Here is a 21,897-nt window from a genome sequence, read left to right as displayed (position 1 = left end):
TGCTGCGCTAACAACAACTAACCGCTTTCGTAAATTATTTATTAATGCGATCATGTCAAGTTGAGGAACCCCGGGGATATGGATAGATCGACCGCGTTCGGGTTTCTACTCACCCCCCTCCCGTCTATACTCGTGAGTTGCGGAAATGAGGGGTGGGTGGGGTATAAATAACTCTCCCAGTTCAGGAAGTTCCAGAAGGGGTGGATTTTTGCAAACGAGCGGGCTCTCATGGAGGAATGGGTTCCGGAACGGCTCCCCGAACGAGAGTCGGAACTTGAGGCGATCGCCAAAGGATTTCGAACGACCATCCGGTCGGGGATCGAGCCGAAGAACGTTCTCATCTCGGGGAAAACGGGACAAGGGAAAACCGTCACCGCTCGGGTTGTCCTTCAGGAGCTTCACGACTACTGCCAACAACAGAACATCGCACTCACGACGTATGAGGTGTCTCTGAAGGATGTCTCGACCGCATGTCAGGCGGTGGGAAAGTTGCTCGTCGAGTTGGAACCAGAAACCGACGAGCGGCCGAAAGGCTTGTCTCTGACCGATTTGAACGACCGGCTCTTCCGACGGCTCGATGAGATCGGGGGGTACGTCGTCTTCTTCCTCGACGAGATCGACAACCTCGGTGCGGATGACGATCTGCTGTACCAGCTCCCACGCCCCCGTTCAAACGGTTATATTACGGACGCTCACGTCTCCGTCATCGGGATCTCCAATGACCTCCAGTTCTCCGAGCAACTCTCCGCGAAGACGCGGGACAGTCTGTACGAGAACGAGGTCCACTTCGATCCCTATGACGCGACTGAGCTGCGCTCCATCCTCGATCAGCGTGTCTCAGTTGCGTTCAAGCCCGGAACCGTCAACGAATCTGTCCTCCAGCTCGCGGCCGCGTGGACCGCGAAGGACACTGGTTCCGCACGGCAGGCGATTCGTCTTTTGCATGAGGCAGGTGACATCGCATGTGTCGAAGGGTCTGAAACTGTCACGAAGGAGCATCTTGAGGAGGCACGCGACGAACTCGAGGACATCAATATCGTCAACAAACTCCAAGATCTGACGATCAATGACCAGGCACTCCTGCTGGCTCTCGCGATTCTCGAGTCGCGAAACGCGACGCCTGCCCAGACGAAGGAGATTTACTCCGAGTACAAACGCGTCACGAATGCAGTCGATATCGACCAGTTGACGGCTCGCAGTATTCGTGACAAGCTCACCAACCTCGACACGTACAACCTGGCGATGGCACACAAGAAAACCGGCGGCCGCGAGGGTGGTGAGTACTACGTAACCGAGCTCCGTGTGAACCTGGAATCGTTGCTCGAAGGGTTTGATCGGGTTGACCGGTTTGACGATATCGTCTCCGACATCGAGTCATTCAGCAGCCAAAGCACGCTGTCCGGGTGACGGCCGCGTGTCGGTCGCTACACGGAGTAGAAGGAACTACGATACGCAGGTTGTCTACGATGTTGCAAGACCCGTGCTGACGGTCGCCGACGTTGGGAGGACCGACTCCTGAAGTCGTTGTTTGTGGTGGGACCGGCTTCGTGTCTCGCGGAACCGTGGAATCGTTCCCGGCTGGAGGTCATCAGCGATTGATCCTGTCCCCTTGCTGGTCTCTCTTCACTCGCTTGGATTGACAGGCCCTTTGTACTTCGACTTCACCTGGTCTCCTTCCCTCCATTGCCAGTAGTTGTAGCGGTTATCGTTGATCTCTTTGACCGTGAGGGTTGCTCTCGATGGGACGTCTTCCGGGAGGTCATCCACCTCCTCGTCGACCGCGTCTTCGTCGGGTTCCTCTTCGGTACGGTCTCCCTGCTCGCGGGACTCCGCAAGTTCTTCGGCGTACGCTGCGACCTGCCGGAGTACCGCTGGCGAGCAGCCGTCGAGCGTCTCGACGACATCGGTGGGGAGATCCTCGGGAGGTGTTGGGTAGTTATCGGCCATCGGCGCTCGACCTGTGTTAACCAACAATGCCGTCCATAAGCATAGCTGTGTTGGTTAAGATGATTGTGAGAACGCTCCGCACCGGGTCCCGCGGACGACTCCGGGGATCGCGGCCGTCCGCGACCGGCGCCGACCGCGGGCCGGTCCTACTCGTCATCTTGGGGCTCTCTCTCGACAACGTGGACCTCGACGTGATCTTCCGGACACCCGGCCTCGTGTTCCCCGCTAACGGCACCACAGATGGGACATTCTTCGCGACCCATGTACCGCTCGAGGTCGTACCTGAGTCGGCTCACTGTCGGTTCTCCTTGCTTCCACCGTGCCCGCGGCCCGCTGCGTGCTTGCCGGTGGACAGGTTCTTGGTCTCCAACGCTGCCCCATACTGAACATCTGCACGCTCGGCCGCGTTGGTGTTTGTTCGGAGCCAGGTTCGAGCCTCCGCGACGGCTGTCTCGATCTGCATCGTGTCCCAGTGGTTGTCCCATGTGGGCGCATCCGCCACGACGAGTTCACACAGCTCCGCGAGCCGCTCGCGAGCACGTTGCTCGATGGCGTGACTGAGCACGCTGCGTTGTTCGTCGAGTTGTTCCGCCGTCTCGTCGTCCGCAAGCTCCCGACGTCGCGTGTCGACCGCGTACTGCAGCCGGGCGCTCGCTTCCGCCAGGTGAACGAGCTGGTCATCCGCGGTGAATCGGTCGTGAATGACGTTGCTGAGCAGAACCGAGTCAAAGCTCGCGACGGCCGCGGAGACTTCGCGAGAGAGACGCTTCTCCGCGTCACGGGACAGGTTCTTCATCAGGCGATCACTCCCGGGTGGCTGGTCTCACGGTGACTGTGTCCAGCACGGCTGATCCCGCGGCCGCGGTCGGTACTAATGCCTCGCCAGCCTTCGCGGCCGGCTGCTCGCTGTCCACCGGACTGAACCGTTGTGCAACTTTCAGTACTCATGGTTCTCTGGAGGCCTGTCTGCGCCTCCGCCCCTCCGCGGGCGCGCAAAAACACCACGAGCGGTGCCGAGACTAGACCCGTTTGTGACCGCTCCGCTTCGACGAGCTGTAACAAATCTCGAAGCTTATTTATAAACAAGTTTCGTACTATGTTACACCGTGCTCCGGCGCATCGAACTCGAGGTCCTCGCCACGGTCGACCGCGGCGACACGATCTCCGAGCTCGCGACGAAGCTCGACCACAGCGAGAGCTACCTCTCTCGTGCCGTCGGCGACCTCGTCGAGAAGGGGCTCGTCTACACGGAACGCGACGGCCGCCGAAAACGAGTCATCCCGTCGGATGCTCGCGCCGTCGAGCTCTATCAGGACCTCGTTCGTCAGCACTCCCACATCGAGTTCCCCGAGCTGCTGACCGGCAAGGCACTCGAGGTGCTGTACTACTTCAACCAGCCGCGAACGGTCTCCGAGATCGCCGACCGGAGCGACAACTACCGCAACACGGTCAACCGCGTCCTCAAGCGGTTTCGCGACCGTGGGCTCGTCGGGACCGTCGACGGCTATTACGAGTTCAACGCCGACTTCGACCGCCTCCACGAGTTCGCCCGTGAACTCGCACACCATCTGCATCGTCAACGCCTCGAAGCCGTCGCCCCGAAGGGCACGATTCTCTGGGAAGACTACGACGAATTCCTCGCCCAGACCGAGACGGAGATCGACGTGGCGGCGTTCCACGAAACCGGCCTCGCTCGATTTGCAGCCTTCGACCTCCAGTTTCTGCTCACCGGCCACCGCTACTACGTCTACTCCGAGGAGCTCGACGCAGTCTCGCCGGCGGCACTCTGCTGTCACACGCTGTTAATCGACGACGGCAGTCGCCACCGTTCGTACTGTCTCCTCCTGCTCAGCCACGTCGACGTCGACGAGGCGGACCTCCGAGAGCAGGCGGCGAAGTATGGCCTCGAAGACGATATCGACGCCTTGCTGCGCTACCTCGAGACGCACGGCGAGGTCGACGACGAGCGACTCCCGGAGTGGGACGAGTTTCAGGAGCTGGCGGCTGACTACGAGGTGGATCTACTGTAAAATCGACCGACGGTTCGGCTGGTCAGTAGCTTCGAGACGGAGATCCTGGTCTCAGGGAGTGAGCGAAGCGAACGAATCGGAAGAAGACGCTGAAAACCCTCGACATAGACCACAGACTGTTCTCAATATTCTCCCAATGTTGATAAACCATTAGGCACACATCTGACGTATGGAAGTGCGGCGTACCGTCCCGGTTAAACTCGACGTGGACATCGACGAGGCCGCGCTTCTTCGCGAGACTGTAGACGAATTTCTATGGGCTGCCAACTACGTCGTAGACCACGCCTGGCAGGGCGAATACAAGATCACGAGCAAGGCCCAGCTGCAGGAAGAAACCTACGACGACGTGCGCGAGCAAACGCGGTTGCACGCCAACCTCGTCCAGAACGCTCGCAACAAGGCCGCCGACGCCGTACAGAGCGTCGTCGCCCGCTGGAAACAGGGCGAGTACGCGAGCAAGCCACACCTCTCGAAGCCAACGGTCGTCTACGACAAGCGGTGTGCGACCTTCCACGACCAGTACGTGTCGCTGGCAACCGTTGACGGGCGCATCGAGATCGAGTACGTCCTTCCCGACGACAATCGTGATACACCCCACAGTCGGTATCTCGACAACGACGATTACGAGGTGACGGGCGCAGAATTGCACCTCAGGGACGGCGAGTGGTTCCTTCATCTACGCACAAAGGCGGAGGTGGAGTCTGACACGCCAGAACAGGCAACAACCGAGCACAGTACAGTCCTCGGCGTTGACCTCGGTGTGAACCAACTTGCTGTCACTTCAACAGGCACCTTCTGGAGCGGTAGCGAGTTCGACCATTGGCGCCAGGAGTACGAGAAGCGGCGGGCCTCGCTCCAGCAATGTGGTTCGCGCTACGCCCACCGAAACATCCAGTCGGTCGGACGGAAGGAGACAGGCCGGTTCAACATGATGCTCCACCGGATTGCCGACGGAATCATAGATGAAGCCGCCGAGAACGGAGTCGCAGTCATCGCATTCGAGGAGTTGACCGGTATCCGTGACCGACTGCCAGAAGCGTCGTGGGGGCACAAGTGGGCGTTCGAACGATTGTACGAGTACGTCGAATACAAAGTCGAATTGCACGGTATCGACGTGGTACAGGTTGATCCGGAGAATACGTCTCGCCGTTGCTCTGAGTGTGGGTTCACCCACCCGGACAACCGTGACGGTGAGGACTTTTTGTGCCTGAAGTGTGGCTACGAAAACCACGCCGACTACAACGCTGCGAAGAACATCGGCTTGCGGTATCTCCGTCGTAACCAAACTGGAGGCGGCGGAGGCGCACCCGTAGGCGTGCGCCTGAATCGCGGGATGTTGAACGCGAACGGAGGGTATGAACCTCCTGCCGGAGATTCCGGCCAGAGTGGGAGTCCACGCGAAAGCCCCACCCACAACGAAGCGAGGTCGTCAGACCGAGCAAAGTAGGGTGCAGCAGCTTACCAACGAGGATATCTTCCTGTTCAAGGCGATCGCAGGCCGCGACGACGACATCGAGGACATGAATATGCTCGTGCAGGCCGGCCTCGATTACGACGTCGTCCGAGATGAACTCGAAGCCCAGATCGAACGCCTGGGGGACGATCAGTTTGCTACGTTCGCGAACGAGGCCCTGGTCGAACTCGAGGAGCGGTACGGAGTGACCACGCCTATCGAGGCCCGCGTCCAGGAGCTCACGAATAGGTACTACCGGGGGCTCGAAGTCCTCCAGGCACTCGACGAGCCGATGACCATCGACGAACTGGCCGACGAACTGGAGCTGGATACCGACGAGGTTTACGACCGGCTCGCGTATCTCTCATCATTCGACCGGGTCCGTCGAGATGGCGACACAGTCCGTCCCGTCGAGTAAATAACTCCCAACATCGTTACCTCGAACTGCAACTGATGGCGGCTGTCATCATCTAATGAGTCGCGGGTACATCAAGCACGTACGTACAGAGGTCAAAAACGAGGAGACACGCAGATAAAGTCTCGTTACTCACGAACTGGGGGTAACTATCGTCAATTACGGCTTTTGATATGGCGACCGACCCGTTCAAGCCCTTCTTCGAGTTCATCAGTGTGGAGACCGAACCCAATTCGGAACCGGTTCGGATATCCAAAGACATCACCGGGCGCAAGAACGACGCTCTCGGCTTTAAACACTGACCGACAAAACTCCTTCCCAGTCTCGAACCCGTCGGGAATGGTCGGAAAGCCGTTTACGCCCGTCGGCTCAAACCAGTCGAGATCGTGGCGCTCAACGAACTCGGCGACGAGGTCCCGATTCGACTTCGCGTGAGTACGGTTTGCTTCGAGAATGTCGGCTTCTTGCTCACCGAGTGCCTGCTGAGCGATGTGCTGACCGAGCAGCGGCGGTGAAATCGTCGTATAGTCCTTCCATTTCCGTACCGTGTCCGCGAGTTCTCTGTCCGCGACGACCCACCCAAGACGTGCGCCCGCGAGGCCGTACGACTTCGAGACGCCAGCGGTCGAAATCGCTCGTGGCCCGAGTGACGCAGCCGGGGCGTGCGGATCGTCGGCAAGCATCCGGTACACCTCATCGACGAGGAGGTACGCATCGTTCTCCTCGACGAGGTCGTACAACGCTTGCATCGTCTCCGGCCCGAGGTACTTCCCCGTCGGGTTGCTCGGGTTGGTGAGGACGACTAACTGAGTATCCAGGCGCATCGCGTCCGCGACAGCATCGACGGAGAGGTTCCATTTCGGAGGTTCGGTTCGGACTTCAGTCACGTCACCGATAGCGGCAGGGACGCTCGCAAGTGACTGATAGGTCGGTGAGACGACGACGCTGTGATCCCCGTCGCTGAGAAGCCCCATGAAGGTGAGGTAATCCGCCTCCTGTGTGCCGCACGTAAGAACGACCTCTTCGGGATCACGGTCGTACCGCTCAGCAATGTCTGCTCTGAACTCTGGAGATCCATCCGTAGGAATCACGTAGCCGAGTTCACCGACGTCGAGGTCGAAACGGTCGACAGGGAGACTCCGAACGCCACTTTCGGCGAGCATCAGGTCGGCGTCCGGTTCGTATTCGTCAAGCCACCGTTCCAGTTCAAAAGGGGGCAACTCCATGTGAGAACATTCTCAGAGAGAAGTATATACCCTCTGTATCAAACAGAGCCATCCTGAATAACTCTATATTGTAAAGTATCGTGGTACATCGCACCTGTCTAACGGTTGTCAAAGCGGCAATAATGTTGAACACATTGGATTTCAGCAGAGCCGTCAAGCAGGTTTTATCCAGCAAGCCCGAACGGTCGGTATCATGCGGGAATTCGTCTTCACAGTTGAATACGAGAAGGGGGCTGACGGGGTGATGGATCTTTTCATCGACAATCCGGATCTGTATGCCCGGTCGATGGAGATCAGTGCGACCAACGAGGCGGTGTGGGGTATTGAGAAGGTCGTCGGCCCCGCTGCTGTCCTCGACGAGTTCGACGACGCACTGGAACGCGTCGCTGATTCTCCGGGCACAACCGGAATGTGTGGGGCACCCGTGACTGAATACGAATACACGATCCTCTCGTCGAATGCGGAATCACGGAAGATTCACTGGCTTCGCCGGGAAGGTGATGGTTCACGGTCGATTCCCTTGGTCGCGGCGAAGCACATCGGCGAGGGGTTGATAATGCGCACGGAGCGGCGTGGCGACCAATACCGGTGGCGGATGCTTATCGACGGGACAGTATCAGCGATTCACGAGGATGTCCGAGCGAATCTGCGAGAGGGGTTGTTGCTTACTGTTGAACGACTTGGCACGCCGCCGTGCTTGCTCGAAGACGGTCGCGTCCAGCAAACCCTCACGCCCGAACAGAAGTCTGCGCTTGAAGCAGCAATCGAACGTGGGTACTACGAAGAGCCACGGCAGCAATCGGTAGCGGAAATCGCCGAAGACGTCAGTGTGTCACGGTCGACGTTCCAGTACCGTCTCAACCGAGCGGAGGCGTGGTTGGCACAACAGTTCGCCTCCGATTCGCTCGACGTCGACCTCGACGTAGATCTCGATCCCGAGGACATCGAGTTCATCCAGTAGACAGCACGTCGAACTCCTCGACGGTTGGAATATGTCGAAGTAAATCCCACCCCGATGTCTCTCGTAGGCCCGAGTATGGCAACGACTGGTGCGAGTGTTCAGCTGATTCGCAACGCGACTATCCTCCTGGACGTCGGTGACACGACGTTCCTCGTGGACCCGATGTTCACGCCGCAGGGTGAGATGCCGACGGTGACAGACAACCCGGCAGTTCCAGAGTTCCTCACCACGGCGAATCAGGACCGGAATCCGCTTGTTCCGCTGCCTGACGTTGATCTCACCTACGACGCAGTGGTAGTCACGCACCGTCACCCCGATCACTGGGACGAGGCGGCCAGAAAGGAACTCGATGCCGGCGTTCCGCTGTTCTGTCAACCCGAGGAGGCCGACGCCTTCACTGACGAGGGCTTCACTGACGTTCGGCCTGTCGACGACGAGACCTCCTTCGAGGGCATCACTATCCACCGGACGCCGGGCCAGCACGGGCACGGCGAACTCGCCGAGGGAATGGGCCCGGTCTCGGGCTTCGTCTTCGAGGCCGACGAGACAGTGTATGTCGCCGGGGACACGATCTGGTACGAGCCGGTCGAAGAGACACTTGACCAGTACGAACCTAATCTGGTCGTTCTCAATGGCGGTGAAGCGCAGTTCGATCAGGGTGAATCCATCACGATGGGCGTCGAGGACGTCGACGCTGTCCGCGAAGCCACTGACGCCGAGATCGTGGTCGTCCATATGGAAGCGATCAACCATTGCTTGCTGTCGCGCGAGGAACTGCGGGCAGAGACAGAGGATGTACACGTTCCCGAGGACGGCGAGCGGTTCAGTCTATAACGCGGGAACGCCCGTCTACAACTGTCTCCTGTTGTAACCACTGGTTCGGGGTGGTTACTTCGCTAGCTCAGCTGGGAGCCGACCATCCGGACGTGGAACACGACCCTGTTTGATCTCGTGATCGACGTGACGCAGATGCTTACAGCCGCCTTCGGGTGAGCGCTGCTGCCAGTCGGGACAGGTACACGATTCGTCGATGACGTCGACTTCGTACCTGTTGCCGGACGCGGACTGCACCTCGTAGCGGCCACCTTTCGAGAGGAGTGAGACGTCCATCGCTTCGGCGATGGCACGCTTCGTGCGGGGCTCGAGATCGTCCTGTGACTCTGCGTTCTCGTCGACGACCAGTCGGTCGCGAACGTCGCCCGTTCGACCCCCGTCCGGCGCGACGGCTTCCGTAGGGCCACTGAGCCGCTCGTGGAGCACTTTCTCCACCGGATGGCCTTCCGGCCACAGATGACATCCTCCCCGGCGTGAATGCCGGGGTTTCCTCCGTGGGAGTCTCAGCCGGTCTAGGACTCGCCGGAGGCAACATTCCCGTCACGGTGGACGGTACTCGGGTTTGTGCGCTGTTCTTTGGGACTTTCGTGAGGGTGTGGTGTCCCCGACCAGTTGTGGTCGTCCCACTTGAACCGCACGGGCCGTGCCATCGACCTGACTGCCTTCTCTGTGTGCCGCTTCAAGAACGTCTCTGACGCTGTGAGGTCGGCGTGCCCCTCGAATCCACACGGACACGTTAGTGTGTCCTGATGTCGTTTCGTTCGGTCTGTTGAACCGCACTGCGGGCACTTCTGGCTTGTCCACGCTTCCGACCGTACTTCGACCGAGATACCGTATTCCTCAGCGGTACATGCTAGCCGCTCAGTAAACTGCTTGAACGCCCAGAAGTTGTGTGTCTTGGCATTGGTTTCGACCGACCAATGCGTGTCCAGCACGTCGGTCAGTCCACCGATAAACACCGTGTCTACGCCGTCCTCATACAGCCGTTCGATTAGGTCACGACACAACGCTTCCTGTGCATGGTCGCGGCGGCGGGTTCGCTTCCGATACAGCCGTCGGATACGCTCGCTACTGTATTGGCCGTCCTGTAGCTTGGACTGTAACCGGGCGATTTCTCGCGTTGTCTCACGGAAGCGGTTGAACTGGTCCCGACCTTCGTACAGGTATTGGTCGCCGGTTGTGGTGGTACAGGCGACGAGATTGTTCGCACCAATATCCAGAGCGGCCTTCTCGTCGGCCAGTGGAGTCTCCCGTGCATCTGTAACAGTCACGGGTTGGGAAGCTCGGAAGATGCTGTCAGTCTCGTCATACCACAGGTCCAATCGTCCTTGTTTCTCGTAGTCGGGCCAATTCGGGTCGCCAGCGATTTCGAGTCGGAGACGCCCGGTGTGATCGTATCGGTCTTTCAACTCGCTCCCAACAAGTATCTCAAGGCGGGATCGCTCGTCCCACTCAACAGTGTATGCGTCGTTGCGAATGACGCCTTTGAGGACACGCCCATCGTCTTTGTTACCACGGAAGCCCGGCGGTTCCGGATGTTCGGTAACGGATGTGCTCGACCTGTCGTGGTACGCCTTCTTTGTATCGAAGAACCCGCGCCACGCTTCGCTGTTTTTGCGTATCACCTGCTGGGCGGTGGACGCGCCAAGCACACCTTTGTACTTGCCTTCGAGACTGCCGGTGTCGGTGTCCCACACGTCTTCGTCCTCAAAGCCGTCTTCGTCGTTGTAGCGCATGAGGCGTTGATAGTTGACTTCGTTCCAGAGAGCGGCGGAAGCGTCCAACAGGTTCCGTAGCAGCTGCTCTCCCGTATCGGAGAGGGGACGCACGGCGAACGTGTTGGTGCGCTTCATCAGCCATTTCCAGATATGTTCGTTTGGAACTTGAACGTCAGCCAACCACGTTGAAAGTAGAACCTAATCATCTCGTTGGAGAATCAAGATCAGCATTGACGCAGTGGTTCCCATCGGAGCTTACGCGATTCACGCCCGCCACGAACGGCGGGACTCTCTCGCTGTCGAAAGGTGGACCTCGCGGCGCTCGCGATGGTCGTAGGAGCCGCACGCGGCTGCGCACCCAGTCCAGACGCGCCAGGAACCGAGCGCGGCCATCACGTCGACGATGTCACGGGGAACCGTCTGGTGGTCGTCCGGGAAGAACACCCGGAAGCGTGTACACGCTTCTTGCGGCGGGACGGTCTCCCACCTGTCTTCGCTAGAGCCCCAGCTGTCGAACATCGCCTCGTCTCTCCCGTAGCCGACGGTCACGCCATCGATCGGCGTCCAGTCTGCTGGGAGGTGATCCGCCTCGTCTTCGAGCACTCGGAGGGCGGCGTATCGGAGGTACTCGTGGGCTTGGTTGTCTGTCGTTCGAGCGACCTGGTCGTGCTGCTCGGCGACGTGCTCGGCTTCCTCGAGGACCGTCGTGAGATAGGGTTCAGTCATCATTCGACGGAGGTCAGAACGCGCCTCCGCCCCTCCGCGGGCGCTGAAAAACTTAACCAACAGAGCGGAAGGAATCCATCACTCTGTTGGTTAACTGGATTGGGACGAAGATTCGCTTTCGAGCAAGTCGATGAGATCTTCTGCTGTGGAACTGATCCGTCCGAGCCGCTCGCGAACGGCCTCGGGGTTATCCGACTCCCACGCAGCGAGGTAGAACGCCGACCCGCTGGTGTCCAACCCACAGTAACGCCCGACGACGTAGGCGACGGCTTCGGCCTCGACCTCGCGTTTCGCCCGTTCGGTGTCGTCGTCGACGTCGAAGTGGAGCAGGGCGTGAGCGTACTCGTGAATCAGCGTTCGCGCGAGGTCGGCCTCGTTCTCCCGATCACGCACCTCGACGAGCGGCTGAACGTCGACGAGACTCAGCTGCTCGCAGATGCCCTTCGCCTCGCCGTGGGTCCACTCCTCAGCTGGAACGATCCGCACCGTCACGCCGAGGTCGTCAGCGGCGCCAGTCAACTGTTCGACGAGGTCGCCGGCGTCCCCAGTCGCTTCCGTGTCCAGGTCGGGAAGCGGCTCACCTTCGGTCTGGGAGACGTCGAACACCGGCGCGGGCTTGAACCCCACCAGGCCCTCGGACCACTCCTCGGGCGGCGTCTCGTCGTACTCACAGTCGCTGTCCTCGTGGTAGCTCGGCGAGTTCTCGCATTCCGGGCACTGCTTGGTGATGATCGGCGCCCAGATCCAGATGGCCGACTCACCCTCCTTGACGTGGCGGTCGAACTCCTCCTGCCACGTCCGGTAGCCAGCCACGCGGGTTGCCTCGGGACACTGCCGCTTGATGAGGAGCGTGTTCCGGTAGGAGTAGTCGTGGAATCGACTCTGGACGTCAAGCCACTCCTGGAACTCCGCGCTGGCCTGCGCGTCGTCGACGCCGGCGACGAGGTCGTCGATCCACTGTTCGATCGTACTGTTCATCTCGTCGGATCGCGTGTCGGTCTGGTCGAAGGAGACCGACGAATCACTGGTCGTAGCCATTGGGTTCACCGAATCAAGTTCACGGCAACTGCGTCTGCTCAGACCGCGCCGCACCCCTCAGGGGCGTTTAAAAAACCGCTCTGTCGGTCAGCGGAGCTCGTGGCGTTCGTCCGCGAAGCCGACCGTGACGAGGTACTCGAGGAACTCGTCGAACCGCTCGACGTCACTGGGCGTGTCGGTCGCAAGATGACGCGCCCACTCGATGGCCCACTGGAAGGCGGGATCCGTGCCGCCCTTGCCGTGAATGTACCACCACCGGGCCGCTTTCAGCACGACCAGCGGATTCGTCGGCGGCTGCTCACCGGTGAGCCCACGGGTGATGGATTCGATTTCGTCAGGGATGTCGGCGGGATCGACCTCCGCTGATTGCGTGTTGTCGATATCGACGGGAATATCGTCGACCGAGACGTTGTCGGGACTCTGTTGTTGACTCACTGGAAGTCACCTCTGAGAGCTTTCGAAGGAGCCCTCGCCCTCTCTGGGGGCACGAAAAACAGGTCGCGAAGTCACGCTGGCGGAAGGTAGACGCTCTGCTCGCCGGCAGATACCTTTGTGCTGAACGTGGGACTTCGCTTGTTAGTCAACTACTGGTTGGACTGGCAGCCGTTCGAGGCGGCGATGGCATGGGATACAGAGAGTCAGCAGGTTACTCGGCACATCTGCATCGTCGACCGACTGGTCTGGGTCGTCGTAGAACCGGCGTCGAGGAACCCGATGGTGAACCGGAAGATCACGTCCAAACCTCTCGCGGTGAGCTTCGCGGCCCATACCGCAGCGTAGACAGGACTCGTTGTCACGGACTATGATCTCCTCACGAATCTGTGGCCAGTCCGAGCCAAACGGAACTGTCTCAGTATCAGACTGCCGGTAGTTTTCTAGATAGTCCGGGTCGGCCGCTTGAAGGGCCGTTCGCCACGTTCCGAACTCACGCTGATACGGAACGAGGGAGAACTTCCCTTGTTCGCTCATCTCCGTCGTTGTCGGTGGGTGGCCCAGCTCATTCGCAACAGTCCGCAGTTCGGCTAATAACTCCTCTCGTGGAATTCGCCACCGCTCATTTGGCTCGAAGCCGGCAGCTCGGAGAGCTTCATTCCACGAACCGAATCGCTCCTGATAGACTGCTGCACTCCATTTCCCTTGGTTCCGCATCTCATCCTTCCGAGGGACATGGCCTAGCTCTTCGGCGAGACTGTCGAGTTCCGATATCAGATCCTCTTCGCTCACATTCCACACGGAGTGGACTTCCAACCCAGCGTGTCGAAGAGCACGATTCCAGGTTCCAAACGCTCGCTTGTACGAATCCGAGGTGTAGGGGCCACTCCGGTCCATCTCATCTGCCGTGGGCGGTCGACCCAGTTTCTCAGCGAACGCCTGTAAGGCAGTAATGAGTGCCTCCTCGGAGAGGTTCATTTCGACGTTCGGTTCAAAACCGGCCGCCTGTAGTGTTGAATTCCACCCTCCAAATCGCTTACAGTATGTCTTCACCGAATACTTTCCGTGATTACTGTATTCTCGCTCTGACGGAGTTCCCCCTACAATGTCAGCAACCGATTTGAGATCTGCGAGAAGATCCTCTTCGGGAGTCAGTGGTCGTCCGTTTGGGTCGTTCGTTCCTGTTTGAAGTCCGGCAGCCTCGAGTGCGTTATTCCACGACCCGAATCGGTCTCCGTACGTCTTCGAAGCATGAGGTCCTGAATCGTCCATCTCACTCTGCGACGGAGGACGACCGAGTTCCTCAGCGAACTTCTGGAGCCGATTGACCAGTTCATCGTCTGAGTACAGCTTCTTGCCCATGATTTCTGGGGGACTGAGTCACTCAGTTTGGTTCTGGCTCGGTATTTGAATGTCCGTTCTGGTGTCTGTGATCCGTCATCGATACTGGCTGCCCCGTACCCATTCAGGGGCCCGAAAAACCGAGACTCAGGCAGTTAACCAACAATAGGGAAACTTACGTGGAGTATGTTGGTTAAGAACAGAGCTTACTCTTCGCCCTCACGCAGCTCTTCGGCCTTCCACTTGAGCCGGCGCAGGATCTGAGTTCGATTCTGGTGGGTGTTCTCGTAGGCAACACACTCTTGTAGGGTCTCCATATCGGGAATCGTCGCGATCCCTGCCTTGATCAGGCGTGTGTTCGGCGCTTCCAGACGCTTCTCTGGAGGGAATTCGTTACTCTCTTTGTCGTCAGTGGTCCCCATCTCGAAGAGCCTCCACCCCTTTGGGGCCGACACAAACAACTCTCCGGACGATAACGCCCCCTCCCCTCCCCTCTAAAAGGGGTGAAACTGATACAACGGTTACCGTAATGGTCATTCCCCGCGAGTGTTTACAGGCCCGTATGGAGCGAAAGACGATCTCCGTCACCGGGATGTCCTGCAACGGGTGCGAACAGAACGTGGAGACCGCCCTGCGAAACCTCGATGGTGTGAATCGGGTCGAGGCCGACCACGACGCTAACACGGTCGACGTCGTCCTCGAGGATGGAGTCTCAGACGACGACGTGAACGCGGCAATCGAACAGGCTGGCTACGACATAAAGGCTTAATCGGCTGTCAATCGGCCGTCTCCACGCTCGCCGTCGGTGCGGTCGTCGAGGGCGAACTCGGTGTTGACACCCTCGCCGGAGAGGAGTTGACCAGCGAAGCTGTTGGCGAGGACGGCCGAGACGGACAGCACCATCGCGAGCATCGCGAACACTGGGTGAACGAGCCCCGTGGTCGCGGCGGCGACACCGAGCCCGTTGAACGCGAAGGCCGTCGCGAGGTTCTGACGGGTCTTCCGGTAGCTCTCGTTCCCGATCTCGTAGGCGTCCATCACGCCACCAAGCCGGTCGCCCATCAGGACGATGTCCGCCGATTCGATGGCGATGTCGGTCCCGGCGCCGATGGCGATCCCGATATCGGCCTGCGTGAGTGCGGGAGCGTCGTTGATGCCGTCGCCGACCATGGCTACGCGGTGGCCGGCTTCCTGTAGGCGACCGATCTCTTCGCGTTTCTCGTCGGGTAAGACGTCTGCCATAACGCGGTCGATGCCGACCTCGTCGGCGACCACGTTGGCGGTGCGCTCGTTGTCCCCGGTGATCATCACGGGCGTGATGCCGGCGTCGCGAATCCGCCGGCTGGTCTCGGCGGCGTCTGCTTTGATTTCGTCGCCGATGCCGATCAGGCCGATGAGGTCACCATCACGAACAACTCCGGCAACGGTGAGGCCGCGGCCCTGAAGTCGCTCAATGTCGTCGCCCTCCTTCGACAGGTCGATCCCCTCGTCGCTAAGCCATCCCGGTTTCCCGATCAGCACGTCGTCGCTGGCCACGGTTGCCCGGACGCCCTTGCCGGTCACGGAGTCGAAATCATCGGGGTCAGCGTACTCGACATCTTGCTCGTCGGCGAACTCGAGGATCGCATCAGCGAGAGGATGCTCGGAGAACGCCTCTGCACTGGCCGCAGTCGTGAGTACATCCACCTCGTCGGCACCGAACGCGACGACCTCACTGACGGCGGGTTCGCCGACGGTGATGGTGCCGGTCTTGTCCAACACGATGTGGTCGACGTCGGGGAATATCTGGAAGGCGTCACCGGAGCGCATCAGGATGCCGTGGTTCGCCGCCTTCCCGCCACCCCGAATTAGGGCGAGCGGTGTCGCCATCCCGAGCGCACACGGATAGCCGAGCACGAGGACAGCCAGCGCTGCGAACGCGCCGCGCTGGACGTTGGGGTCTGCTCCCCACGCGAGCGGTGCGACCACCCAGAAGAGGAACGAGAGCGCGGCAATCGTCAAGACGCCTGGGACAAAGTACTTGAGGACGCGGTCGGCGAGCTGGATGATGCCGGGTTTCATCGCCCGCGCCTCCTCAATCTCGCGGGCCACTTGGTTCAGGAACGCGTCCTCGCCGGTTGCAGTTACCTCGATGAGCAGCGTCCCGGTCTCGTTGACGCTGCCGCCGATCACCTCGTCGCCTTCGGCCTTCTCCTCGGGGATGGACTCACCGGTGGCAACCGACTCGTCGACTGTGGATTTACCCTCGACGACCTCCCCGTCGACGGGGATGTTCTCGCCGGGCTTGACCCGGACGCGATCATCGACGTCGAGATCGTCGACAGGGACCTCTTCGACATCACCGTCATCACTGACGCGGCGTGCCGTGTCGGGCTGGAGGTCGAGAAGGCCTTGGACAGCTTGGGAAGCCCGCGTGCGGACGATGAGGCTGGTGTACTCCGAAAGGATGTGATAGGTGGTGATGAACACGGAGACGGCGAAGAAGTGGACGGTCGGGAAGCCAGGGAACACGAACAGGCCAAGCAGTCCACCAAGGAGCCCTGCGAACGCGCCCGCTTCCAGGAGGACGTGCTGGTTGAAGATCCCCCGGCGCAGGCTCTGGAACGCCTTCTGTTTGATATACCGTCCGGGGCCGAACATCGTCCCAAGCGCCAGCCCCAGAGTCACCAGATCCATCGCGAGCGATGCCGACTCGAAGCGTCCCATTACGAGAATCATCCATCCCATCAGGGCAGCGACAACGATAGATGCGCCGCCTGCGAGGAGGAGGCGACGCTTCCCGTCGGCGAGTTCGGCCTGCTGTTGTTCGTAACGCTTCGCTTTATCCGGGTCGCGGATGGTATATCCGAGGTCCCGGAGTGTGTCCTTCACTTCGACTTCGCTCAAGAGGTTGTCGTCGTACTGGACGAGTACCTCCTCGTGGGCAAGACTCACGTCGACGTCCTCGACGCCGTCGGTCCGGGCGTAGGCCTTCTCGATGCTCTCGGCACAGAACGAGCAGGACATTCCCCCGACGTTGAATTGTTCGTGTGTCGTTCCCATCGTGAGTGGTGGTTATCGCGCGACGCGGAAAACCATTACGACAATGATTATAGCGGTATCGGAGCCATAATACCGATGTCGGGAGAGTGGCGTTACTCTTACTGTCGTTGTTCGCCTACCTCCTCACAAGAATGGCGCTCCTCGAATCTGATGTGCCGATCCGCGAAGTCGTGACGACAGACCCAGAAAAAGCGAAGGCGCTGGAGAACGATGTCCGGGCGAAGATCCTCGATATGCTGGCGACCGATGAAATGACGATCGAGGAGATTCACGACGAACTGCATCGTCGCGGCGAGGAGAAGGCGGAAACAACGGTCCGCCACCACGTGAACGTCCTGAAGGACGCGGGGATGGTTGAGATCGCCCGTCTCGAGGAAGCTGGTGGGGGGACGCGGAAGTACTACAAGTCGAACACGCGAGTCTTCTCGTACGAGCTCCCGGAGGGTGCCGATGAAACCCTCGCAGGCGCGCAGTCCACCGCGTCCGAGGAGCTGACATCCCTCATCGAGGCGTTGTACGCGGACCACGGTACTGAGATCGAGGCGGTCGCCCGCGAGATGAAACCCTGTGAATACTGCGATACCCAGCACTACGAGGAGTTCATCGTTCGCGAACTTTTGAACCGTGCCCTCATCGAACTGGGCGAGAGCGGCACGCTCGAGGATGTGTTCTCGACCGACGACTGACCTCACTCGATACAGCAGCTCATCGTCGACGTGTCCCGTCGGAACGACTGACAAGCCTGTTTGAACGCTTCGCTGAACGTCGGGAACGGGTGGACGGTATCGATAATGTCGTCGACGGTCAATCCAAACGTCACTGCCAGTGTAGCTTCCATGATCATGTCGGCGGCACGGGGGCCGACCATGTGGACGCCGACGATCTCGTTGGTCTCGTGGTGCTTGACGACCTGGACGAGTCCATCAGTGTTCTTGACCGCCTTCCCCCGCGGGACGTCCTCCATCTGGACGGTCCGACACGAACAGGTGCCGTGCTCGTCCATGTATTCGAGTTCGGTCGTGCCAACGGCTGCGGCCTCGGGACTGGTGAAGACGACTGCGGGGACCGCATCGTAGTCGATGCTGAGGTCCTCGTCGCCGAAGGCGTTCTTGACGGCGTGGTTGCCCTCCTTGGCGGCGACCGTCTCCAGTTCGGGTTCGCCGATCACGTCGCCCGCAGCGTAGATGTCGGGGTTCGTCGTTTGGAAGTGCTCGTCGACGCGAATGGTTCTGTCGGAATTCGTTTTGACACCTGCCGTATCGAGGCCAATGCCCTCGCTGTTCGGCTGAACGCCGGTCGCGACGAACAGGGCGTCGCCGGTGACTGTCCGTTCGGTGCCGTCGACGGTTGTTTCGATGACCACTCCTGACTGGATCGTTTCGGTACCGCCGTCGCTTGCTGGCGTACGGATGCGTTGGAAGCTGTTGCCGGTGATTACGTTAATTCCTTCCTCCTCGAACGCGCGCTGCATCTCGCGACCAAGTTGCCCTTCCATCCCCGACAGCACGCGCTCGGAGCGCTGAAGGAGGGTCACGTCGACACCCACGCGGTGGAGAATCTGGCCCCATTCGAGCGCGATGTACCCGCCACCGAGCATCACGATACTTTCGGGGAGGTCGCGCTCTTCGAGGATGGTCTCGCTGGTGTAGTAGTCGACGTCGTCTAGACCGACAATGGGCGGTGCCCACGGTGAACTTCCAGTCGCGACGAGCGCCTTCTTCCCAGTAATGCGCGCGCCCTCGTCGGCGCCGTCGACGACATTGATAGTCGTGTCGTCCACCAGCTGGCCGTACCCCCCGTAGATGTCGGTCTCGAAGTGCTCGGCGACATCGATGTAGTTCTCCTGCCGGAACCGTTCGACGAGTTGGTCGGTGCCATCGAGTGCGTCGGCCCAGTCGACAGTCGGTTCCTCGGGGTATCGAACGGCGTCGAAGGGATTCTCCGTCGCTGTGGCACCGCTCTCAGCGACGGCGAGCAGATGCTTGCTCGGGACACAGCCGACGTTCACGCAGGTCCCGCCGATTGGCAAGCCTGTGTTCACCATCGCCGTCGAGAGGTCCCGCCGGCTCGCTTCATTGATCGCGGCGAAGGCTGCGGCACCACCACCGAGAATCACGAGATCATAGTCGGACGTGTGGGTCATTTATGCGATTACTTTACGACGGGAAGTTCTTATACTCCAGAGTCCGAAGCTATAGAGTAGGTCGGTGGCCACGAAGCTATGGCAGATACTACTTCATCGGCGCCCGCGTGCGATGTCGACGGGACGTGCTACTGTCCGCTCACAGGAGTTATCGACACGTTGAGCCGGAAATACGCGATGCAGCTCGTCAGCATCATCGGCGCACACGACTCACTGCGGTTCGCGGAGATTGAGGCGCATCTCCCGACGGCGAGCACGTCCACGATCTCGAAACGCCTCGACGAGTTCGAGGAGGCAGGGTTCGTCTCACGGACGCAGTACAACGAAATTCCGCCACGCGTCGAGTACGCGCTAACTGACGAGGGGGATGAGATTCGTTCGAGATTAGAACCCCTTCTCGAGTGGGCGACGGCGAACTCCTGACGTACGGGTTCTAGTGGATTTCATCCCGCATCTGAAGGTCAACAATTCAGATCGGAGTGTTGACCCCAAGACTATCTTTTCTTCGTGTGCTACTTTGGCGCATGATAAACGAGGGAGCGTCTGCACCGTCATTTACTCTTCCGGGCCTCCGTGACGGAGACCAAACCGAGTACAGCTTGGATGAGACAACTGCGGATGATCGGGCTGCGTTGCTGGTATTCTTCCCGTTTGATTTCAGTCCTGTTTGTACAAACGAACTGTGTGCGATTCGCGATGCAGAGTGGTTTCAGCTGACGCCGGCTCTCGATGTCTGGGCAATTTCTGGCGACAGCGTCTACGCCCACCGAGCATTCGCCGAGGAATACGGCCTCAATTTCCCGTTACTAAGTGACAGCTCCGGGCGGGTTGCCGAATTGTATGATGTCTGTTATGACGAATGGGAGAACCACGAGCGCGTCCCGCAGCGTGCCGTGTTCCTTATCGATTCCGAGCAAACGATTCGATACGCCTGGGCGACGGAAGATGCACTCGAGAAGCCGGATTTCTTTCCTGTTAAAGACGCGCTTGATACGCTGGAAGCGGAACGTGATGAACTCGGTCCTGAGGATGTCGATTTAGTAGTCGAATATAACGAGGAACCGGAGCCTCTCATTTAATTTGATTTTGAATCCTCTCAGTGAACGCCGCTCTGACAATCAGCTCATCGCCTCTTGGAATCGCTCGCGCAGCGCGTCCTCGCGTTCTTCGAACTGCTCGACTTTCTCCTGCAGGTCGTCGCTGACGCGCTCGATGCTCGCCAGCGCTCGTTCACCCTCCAGTGAGGCCTGCGACCCGTCGTCACCGTCCGTATCTAACTGCTGCTCGTACGCCACCTCAACACGCTCGATCGTGCCTTCCGGGTTGAACAGGATGTCGTTGGCGATCCGAACGTACTGATCGAGGGATGCCCCTTCTTTCCCCTGGAAGAAGTGAGTGAGGGCGTACGTCGCGCCGGAATGCAGCGTCCACATATCGATCTCGAAGGGGGTCGCCGCATTGGCTTCTGCATCGCCGGCGGCACGCTCGGCCAGGTAGTCCGGGAAGCCCAGCAGGGTGTAGAACTCCGTGACGGTGAACGGGAGCTCCGAGAAATCGAGATCGATATCCTGGGCGTCTCGGATGAACTCGAAGAGGTCGTCGGCGACGAGTTCGACCTGTGCGAGGAGTTCCTCCCACCAGGTGCGGAAGTTCCGCACGTCGCCGACGTGCTTGATAACCTCCTTGTCGGTGAGCGAGCGCATCGTGTTCGAGCAGTAGCCATCCTGGGCGAACCCCTCCACGTAGACGGCGTGCTCGCCGAAGAAGTCGTAGCCCGACGTGACGCCCATCGTAATCGGGTCCGATCGACCGGGAAGGCGCACCTCGAGGCCATCGAACATGATGTCCATGTGGACTTCGCCGCCGCCCCGGTAGCGCCGAATCTCGCCGAACATCACCTCGCCCAGCGGCGTCCCGTCGATGGTCTCCTCGCGGAGGACCTCCTCCAGTGGTCCGTAGACGTCGACCGGGTTGATGATCGAGTATGAGTCAGTCGGGATATGGAATAACGACTCTTCCTCAGCGTCACCATCTGCCTCTGCTTGTAACCGCGACGGCTCGACAATTGCGTTGAATCGCTCCGTTTCGACCCATTCGTCGCTGTACGGGTTGCGATACGCGACTGCTGTATCCACTGCCTGCGGTAGGTTTCGAACCGCCTCACTGAAGCTGATTGGTTCGGGACCGCCGTGTTGCTCGGCGTACCATTCGGGTAGTTCAGTCTCGGTTCGCCCATCGAGGCCTGCGAAGACCGTAGCTTCCTCTGGGTCTTTCATAGCATCCTCCGAAGGCGCGAAGCGTTCTGATCTGCGCCTCCACCCATCGAGGCGCAAAAAACGACGCTACGACTGTCGACACTCGTGAGTTTGGATTCGCTCTGGAAGCCCGACTTTCCCACAGAGCGGACACTCGACGAGTGGTGACGGCGGAAGATTCCGATACGTAGCAAGGGCTCCTCGGAGGTGGGTTTTCGTTTCCGCCGACTCGGCGCTTGCGAGGGCACTAGTGAGGTGCCACCGGAGCCGTTCTCTGTTCGTGAGACCGTCTGTATTGGGCGTCGGGATAGACTCGTCCGTCTTTCGCATTTGAAT

20 protein-coding genes and 3 pseudogenes are annotated in these 21,897 nt (G+C 59.7%); 10 read left to right on the top strand and 13 right to left on the bottom strand.

Annotated elements, in window-relative coordinates; all coding sequences use genetic code 11:
• Positions 1-204 precede the first annotated feature (204 nt).
• Positions 205-1,407 (top strand): Cdc6/Cdc18 family protein, encoded by a 1,203-nt coding sequence (locus ACQE3L_RS09230; protein WP_426963491.1) that lies wholly within the window; start codon positions 205-207, stop codon positions 1,405-1,407.
• Positions 1,408-1,623: 216 nt separating this feature from the next.
• Here ACQE3L_RS09230 and ACQE3L_RS09225 read toward each other — a convergent pair whose 3' ends face one another.
• Together ACQE3L_RS09225 and ACQE3L_RS09220 are read right to left on the bottom strand one after the other, a co-directional pair.
• Positions 1,624-1,947 carry a hypothetical protein gene (locus ACQE3L_RS09225; RefSeq protein WP_426963476.1) on the bottom strand — a complete coding sequence of 108 codons (324 nt, stop codon included), beginning with the start codon at positions 1,945-1,947 and terminating at the stop codon, positions 1,624-1,626.
• A gap of 292 nt (positions 1,948-2,239) precedes the next feature.
• Positions 2,240-2,743 carry a hypothetical protein gene (locus ACQE3L_RS09220; protein ID WP_426963475.1) on the bottom strand — a complete coding sequence of 168 codons (504 nt, stop codon included), beginning with the start codon at positions 2,741-2,743 and terminating at the stop codon, positions 2,240-2,242.
• Positions 2,744-3,053: 310 nt separating this feature from the next.
• Here ACQE3L_RS09220 and ACQE3L_RS09215 point away from each other — a divergent pair, with 310 nt between their 5' ends.
• The 3 genes and pseudogenes from ACQE3L_RS09215 to ACQE3L_RS09205 all read left to right on the top strand — a co-directional run.
• Positions 3,054-3,977, top strand: a complete 924-nt coding sequence (locus tag ACQE3L_RS09215; RefSeq protein ID WP_426963474.1) for a helix-turn-helix transcriptional regulator — start codon at positions 3,054-3,056, stop codon at positions 3,975-3,977.
• Between the two features lie 169 nt (positions 3,978-4,146).
• Positions 4,147-5,424, top strand: coding sequence for an RNA-guided endonuclease InsQ/TnpB family protein (locus ACQE3L_RS09210; protein ID WP_426963473.1), 1,278 nt, complete (start codon positions 4,147-4,149; stop codon positions 5,422-5,424).
• Between the two features lie 10 nt (positions 5,425-5,434).
• Positions 5,435-5,848: pseudogene (locus ACQE3L_RS09205) on the top strand (hypothetical protein); the annotation flags it as partial.
• Positions 5,849-6,000: 152 nt separating this feature from the next.
• Here ACQE3L_RS09205 and ACQE3L_RS09200 read toward each other — a convergent pair.
• Positions 6,001-7,071: an aminotransferase class I/II-fold pyridoxal phosphate-dependent enzyme gene (locus ACQE3L_RS09200; protein WP_426963472.1), complete on the bottom strand. Its 1,071-nt coding sequence runs from the start codon at positions 7,069-7,071 to the stop codon at positions 6,001-6,003.
• Between the two features lie 193 nt (positions 7,072-7,264).
• Between ACQE3L_RS09200 and ACQE3L_RS09195 the strand changes: the two genes are divergently transcribed.
• On the top strand, positions 7,265-8,032 hold the full coding sequence (locus ACQE3L_RS09195; RefSeq protein WP_426963471.1) for a helix-turn-helix domain-containing protein: 768 nt from the start codon (positions 7,265-7,267) through the stop codon (positions 8,030-8,032).
• A gap of 75 nt (positions 8,033-8,107) precedes the next feature.
• The gene (locus ACQE3L_RS09190; RefSeq protein WP_426963469.1) at positions 8,108-8,866 is read left to right on the top strand and encodes an MBL fold metallo-hydrolase; all 759 of its coding nucleotides are present in this window, start codon (positions 8,108-8,110) and stop codon (positions 8,864-8,866) included.
• Positions 8,867-8,920: 54 nt separating this feature from the next.
• Here the strand turns inward: ACQE3L_RS09190 and ACQE3L_RS09185 are convergent.
• The 7 genes and pseudogenes from ACQE3L_RS09185 to ACQE3L_RS09155 all read right to left on the bottom strand — a co-directional run.
• Positions 8,921-9,340, bottom strand: a pseudogene (locus tag ACQE3L_RS09185) (hypothetical protein); the annotation flags it as partial.
• A 38-nt stretch (positions 9,341-9,378) separates the two neighbouring features.
• On the bottom strand, positions 9,379-10,719 hold the full coding sequence (locus ACQE3L_RS09180) for an RNA-guided endonuclease InsQ/TnpB family protein (RefSeq protein WP_426963467.1): 1,341 nt from the start codon (positions 10,717-10,719) through the stop codon (positions 9,379-9,381).
• Between the two features lie 171 nt (positions 10,720-10,890).
• Positions 10,891-11,310 (bottom strand): annotated as a pseudogene (locus tag ACQE3L_RS09175) (hypothetical protein); the annotation flags it as partial.
• A 90-nt stretch (positions 11,311-11,400) separates the two neighbouring features.
• Positions 11,401-12,348, bottom strand: coding sequence for an ArdC-like ssDNA-binding domain-containing protein (locus ACQE3L_RS09170; RefSeq protein ID WP_426963466.1), 948 nt, complete (start codon positions 12,346-12,348; stop codon positions 11,401-11,403).
• An 87-nt stretch (positions 12,349-12,435) separates the two neighbouring features.
• Positions 12,436-12,783: a DUF8013 domain-containing protein gene (locus ACQE3L_RS09165; RefSeq protein ID WP_426963465.1), complete on the bottom strand. Its 348-nt coding sequence runs from the start codon at positions 12,781-12,783 to the stop codon at positions 12,436-12,438.
• A 141-nt stretch (positions 12,784-12,924) separates the two neighbouring features.
• Complete coding sequence (locus tag ACQE3L_RS09160; protein ID WP_426963464.1) at positions 12,925-14,142, bottom strand: homing endonuclease associated repeat-containing protein; 1,218 nt, start codon at positions 14,140-14,142, stop codon at positions 12,925-12,927.
• Positions 14,143-14,327: 185 nt separating this feature from the next.
• Complete coding sequence (locus ACQE3L_RS09155; RefSeq protein WP_426963463.1) at positions 14,328-14,543, bottom strand: DUF8129 domain-containing protein; 216 nt, start codon at positions 14,541-14,543, stop codon at positions 14,328-14,330.
• 140 nt (positions 14,544-14,683) lie between these two features.
• On the opposite strand from ACQE3L_RS09155, the gene ACQE3L_RS09150 reads away from it, so the two are divergent.
• Complete coding sequence (locus tag ACQE3L_RS09150; RefSeq protein ID WP_426963462.1) at positions 14,684-14,890, top strand: heavy-metal-associated domain-containing protein; 207 nt, start codon at positions 14,684-14,686, stop codon at positions 14,888-14,890.
• On the opposite strand, the gene ACQE3L_RS09145 is transcribed toward ACQE3L_RS09150, so the two are convergent.
• A complete protein-coding gene (locus ACQE3L_RS09145; RefSeq protein WP_426963461.1) occupies positions 14,887-17,163 on the bottom strand; it encodes a heavy metal translocating P-type ATPase in 2,277 nt (758 codons plus the stop codon). The two genes, ACQE3L_RS09150 and ACQE3L_RS09145, sit on opposite strands and share 4 nt — an antisense overlap.
• A gap of 131 nt (positions 17,164-17,294) precedes the next feature.
• Between ACQE3L_RS09145 and ACQE3L_RS09140 the strand changes: the two genes are divergently transcribed.
• Positions 17,295-17,849, top strand: a complete 555-nt coding sequence (locus ACQE3L_RS09140; protein ID WP_426963460.1) for an ArsR/SmtB family transcription factor — start codon at positions 17,295-17,297, stop codon at positions 17,847-17,849.
• A gap of 2 nt (positions 17,850-17,851) precedes the next feature.
• Here the strand turns inward: ACQE3L_RS09140 and merA are convergent, their stop codons facing one another.
• Positions 17,852-19,306 carry a mercury(II) reductase gene (merA, locus tag ACQE3L_RS09135; protein ID WP_426963459.1) on the bottom strand — a complete coding sequence of 485 codons (1,455 nt, stop codon included), beginning with the start codon at positions 19,304-19,306 and terminating at the stop codon, positions 17,852-17,854.
• A gap of 78 nt (positions 19,307-19,384) precedes the next feature.
• On the opposite strand from merA, the gene ACQE3L_RS09130 reads away from it, so the two are divergent.
• Together ACQE3L_RS09130 and ACQE3L_RS09125 are read left to right on the top strand one after the other, a co-directional pair.
• Positions 19,385-19,729 (top strand): winged helix-turn-helix transcriptional regulator, encoded by a 345-nt coding sequence (locus tag ACQE3L_RS09130; RefSeq protein ID WP_426963458.1) that lies wholly within the window; start codon positions 19,385-19,387, stop codon positions 19,727-19,729.
• Between the two features lie 101 nt (positions 19,730-19,830).
• The gene (locus ACQE3L_RS09125; protein WP_426963457.1) at positions 19,831-20,385 is read left to right on the top strand and encodes a peroxiredoxin; all 555 of its coding nucleotides are present in this window, start codon (positions 19,831-19,833) and stop codon (positions 20,383-20,385) included.
• A 39-nt stretch (positions 20,386-20,424) separates the two neighbouring features.
• Here the strand turns inward: ACQE3L_RS09125 and ACQE3L_RS09120 are convergent, their stop codons facing one another.
• On the bottom strand, positions 20,425-21,582 hold the full coding sequence (locus ACQE3L_RS09120) for a hypothetical protein (RefSeq protein ID WP_426963456.1): 1,158 nt from the start codon (positions 21,580-21,582) through the stop codon (positions 20,425-20,427).
• Positions 21,583-21,897: the final 315 nt, after the last annotated feature.

The sequence above is a fragment of the Haloparvum alkalitolerans genome (assembly GCF_050122995.1).
Lineage (GTDB): Archaea > Halobacteriota > Halobacteria > Halobacteriales > Haloferacaceae > Haloparvum > Haloparvum alkalitolerans.
Note: the sequence above shows the minus strand (reverse complement) of the source record. Positions and strands in the feature narration are given on the sequence as shown.

Excerpts from the sequence above, each read along its gene's own strand:
- ACQE3L_RS09225 (WP_426963476.1), bottom strand. The coding sequence starts at position 1,947 with ATGGCCGATAACTACCCAACACCTCCCGAGGATCTCCCCACCGATGTC.
- ACQE3L_RS09220 (WP_426963475.1), bottom strand. The coding sequence starts at position 2,743 with ATGAAGAACCTGTCCCGTGACGCGGAGAAGCGTCTCTCTCGCGAAGTC.
- ACQE3L_RS09210 (WP_426963473.1), top strand. The coding sequence starts at position 4,147 with ATGGAAGTGCGGCGTACCGTCCCGGTTAAACTCGACGTGGACATCGAC.
- ACQE3L_RS09200 (WP_426963472.1), bottom strand. The coding sequence starts at position 7,071 with ATGGAGTTGCCCCCTTTTGAACTGGAACGGTGGCTTGACGAATACGAA.
- ACQE3L_RS09195 (WP_426963471.1), top strand. The coding sequence starts at position 7,265 with ATGCGGGAATTCGTCTTCACAGTTGAATACGAGAAGGGGGCTGACGGG.
- ACQE3L_RS09190 (WP_426963469.1), top strand. The coding sequence starts at position 8,108 with ATGGCAACGACTGGTGCGAGTGTTCAGCTGATTCGCAACGCGACTATC.
- ACQE3L_RS09180 (WP_426963467.1), bottom strand. The coding sequence starts at position 10,719 with ATGAAGCGCACCAACACGTTCGCCGTGCGTCCCCTCTCCGATACGGGA.
- ACQE3L_RS09170 (WP_426963466.1), bottom strand. The coding sequence starts at position 12,348 with ATGGCTACGACCAGTGATTCGTCGGTCTCCTTCGACCAGACCGACACG.
- ACQE3L_RS09160 (WP_426963464.1), bottom strand. The coding sequence starts at position 14,142 with ATGGGCAAGAAGCTGTACTCAGACGATGAACTGGTCAATCGGCTCCAG.
- ACQE3L_RS09155 (WP_426963463.1), bottom strand. The coding sequence starts at position 14,543 with ATGGGGACCACTGACGACAAAGAGAGTAACGAATTCCCTCCAGAGAAG.
- ACQE3L_RS09150 (WP_426963462.1), top strand. The coding sequence starts at position 14,684 with ATGGAGCGAAAGACGATCTCCGTCACCGGGATGTCCTGCAACGGGTGC.
- ACQE3L_RS09145 (WP_426963461.1), bottom strand. The coding sequence starts at position 17,163 with ATGGGAACGACACACGAACAATTCAACGTCGGGGGAATGTCCTGCTCG.
- ACQE3L_RS09140 (WP_426963460.1), top strand. The coding sequence starts at position 17,295 with ATGGCGCTCCTCGAATCTGATGTGCCGATCCGCGAAGTCGTGACGACA.
- merA (WP_426963459.1), bottom strand. The coding sequence starts at position 19,306 with ATGACCCACACGTCCGACTATGATCTCGTGATTCTCGGTGGTGGTGCC.
- ACQE3L_RS09130 (WP_426963458.1), top strand. The coding sequence starts at position 19,385 with ATGGCAGATACTACTTCATCGGCGCCCGCGTGCGATGTCGACGGGACG.
- ACQE3L_RS09125 (WP_426963457.1), top strand. The coding sequence starts at position 19,831 with ATGATAAACGAGGGAGCGTCTGCACCGTCATTTACTCTTCCGGGCCTC.
- ACQE3L_RS09120 (WP_426963456.1), bottom strand. The coding sequence starts at position 21,582 with ATGAAAGACCCAGAGGAAGCTACGGTCTTCGCAGGCCTCGATGGGCGA.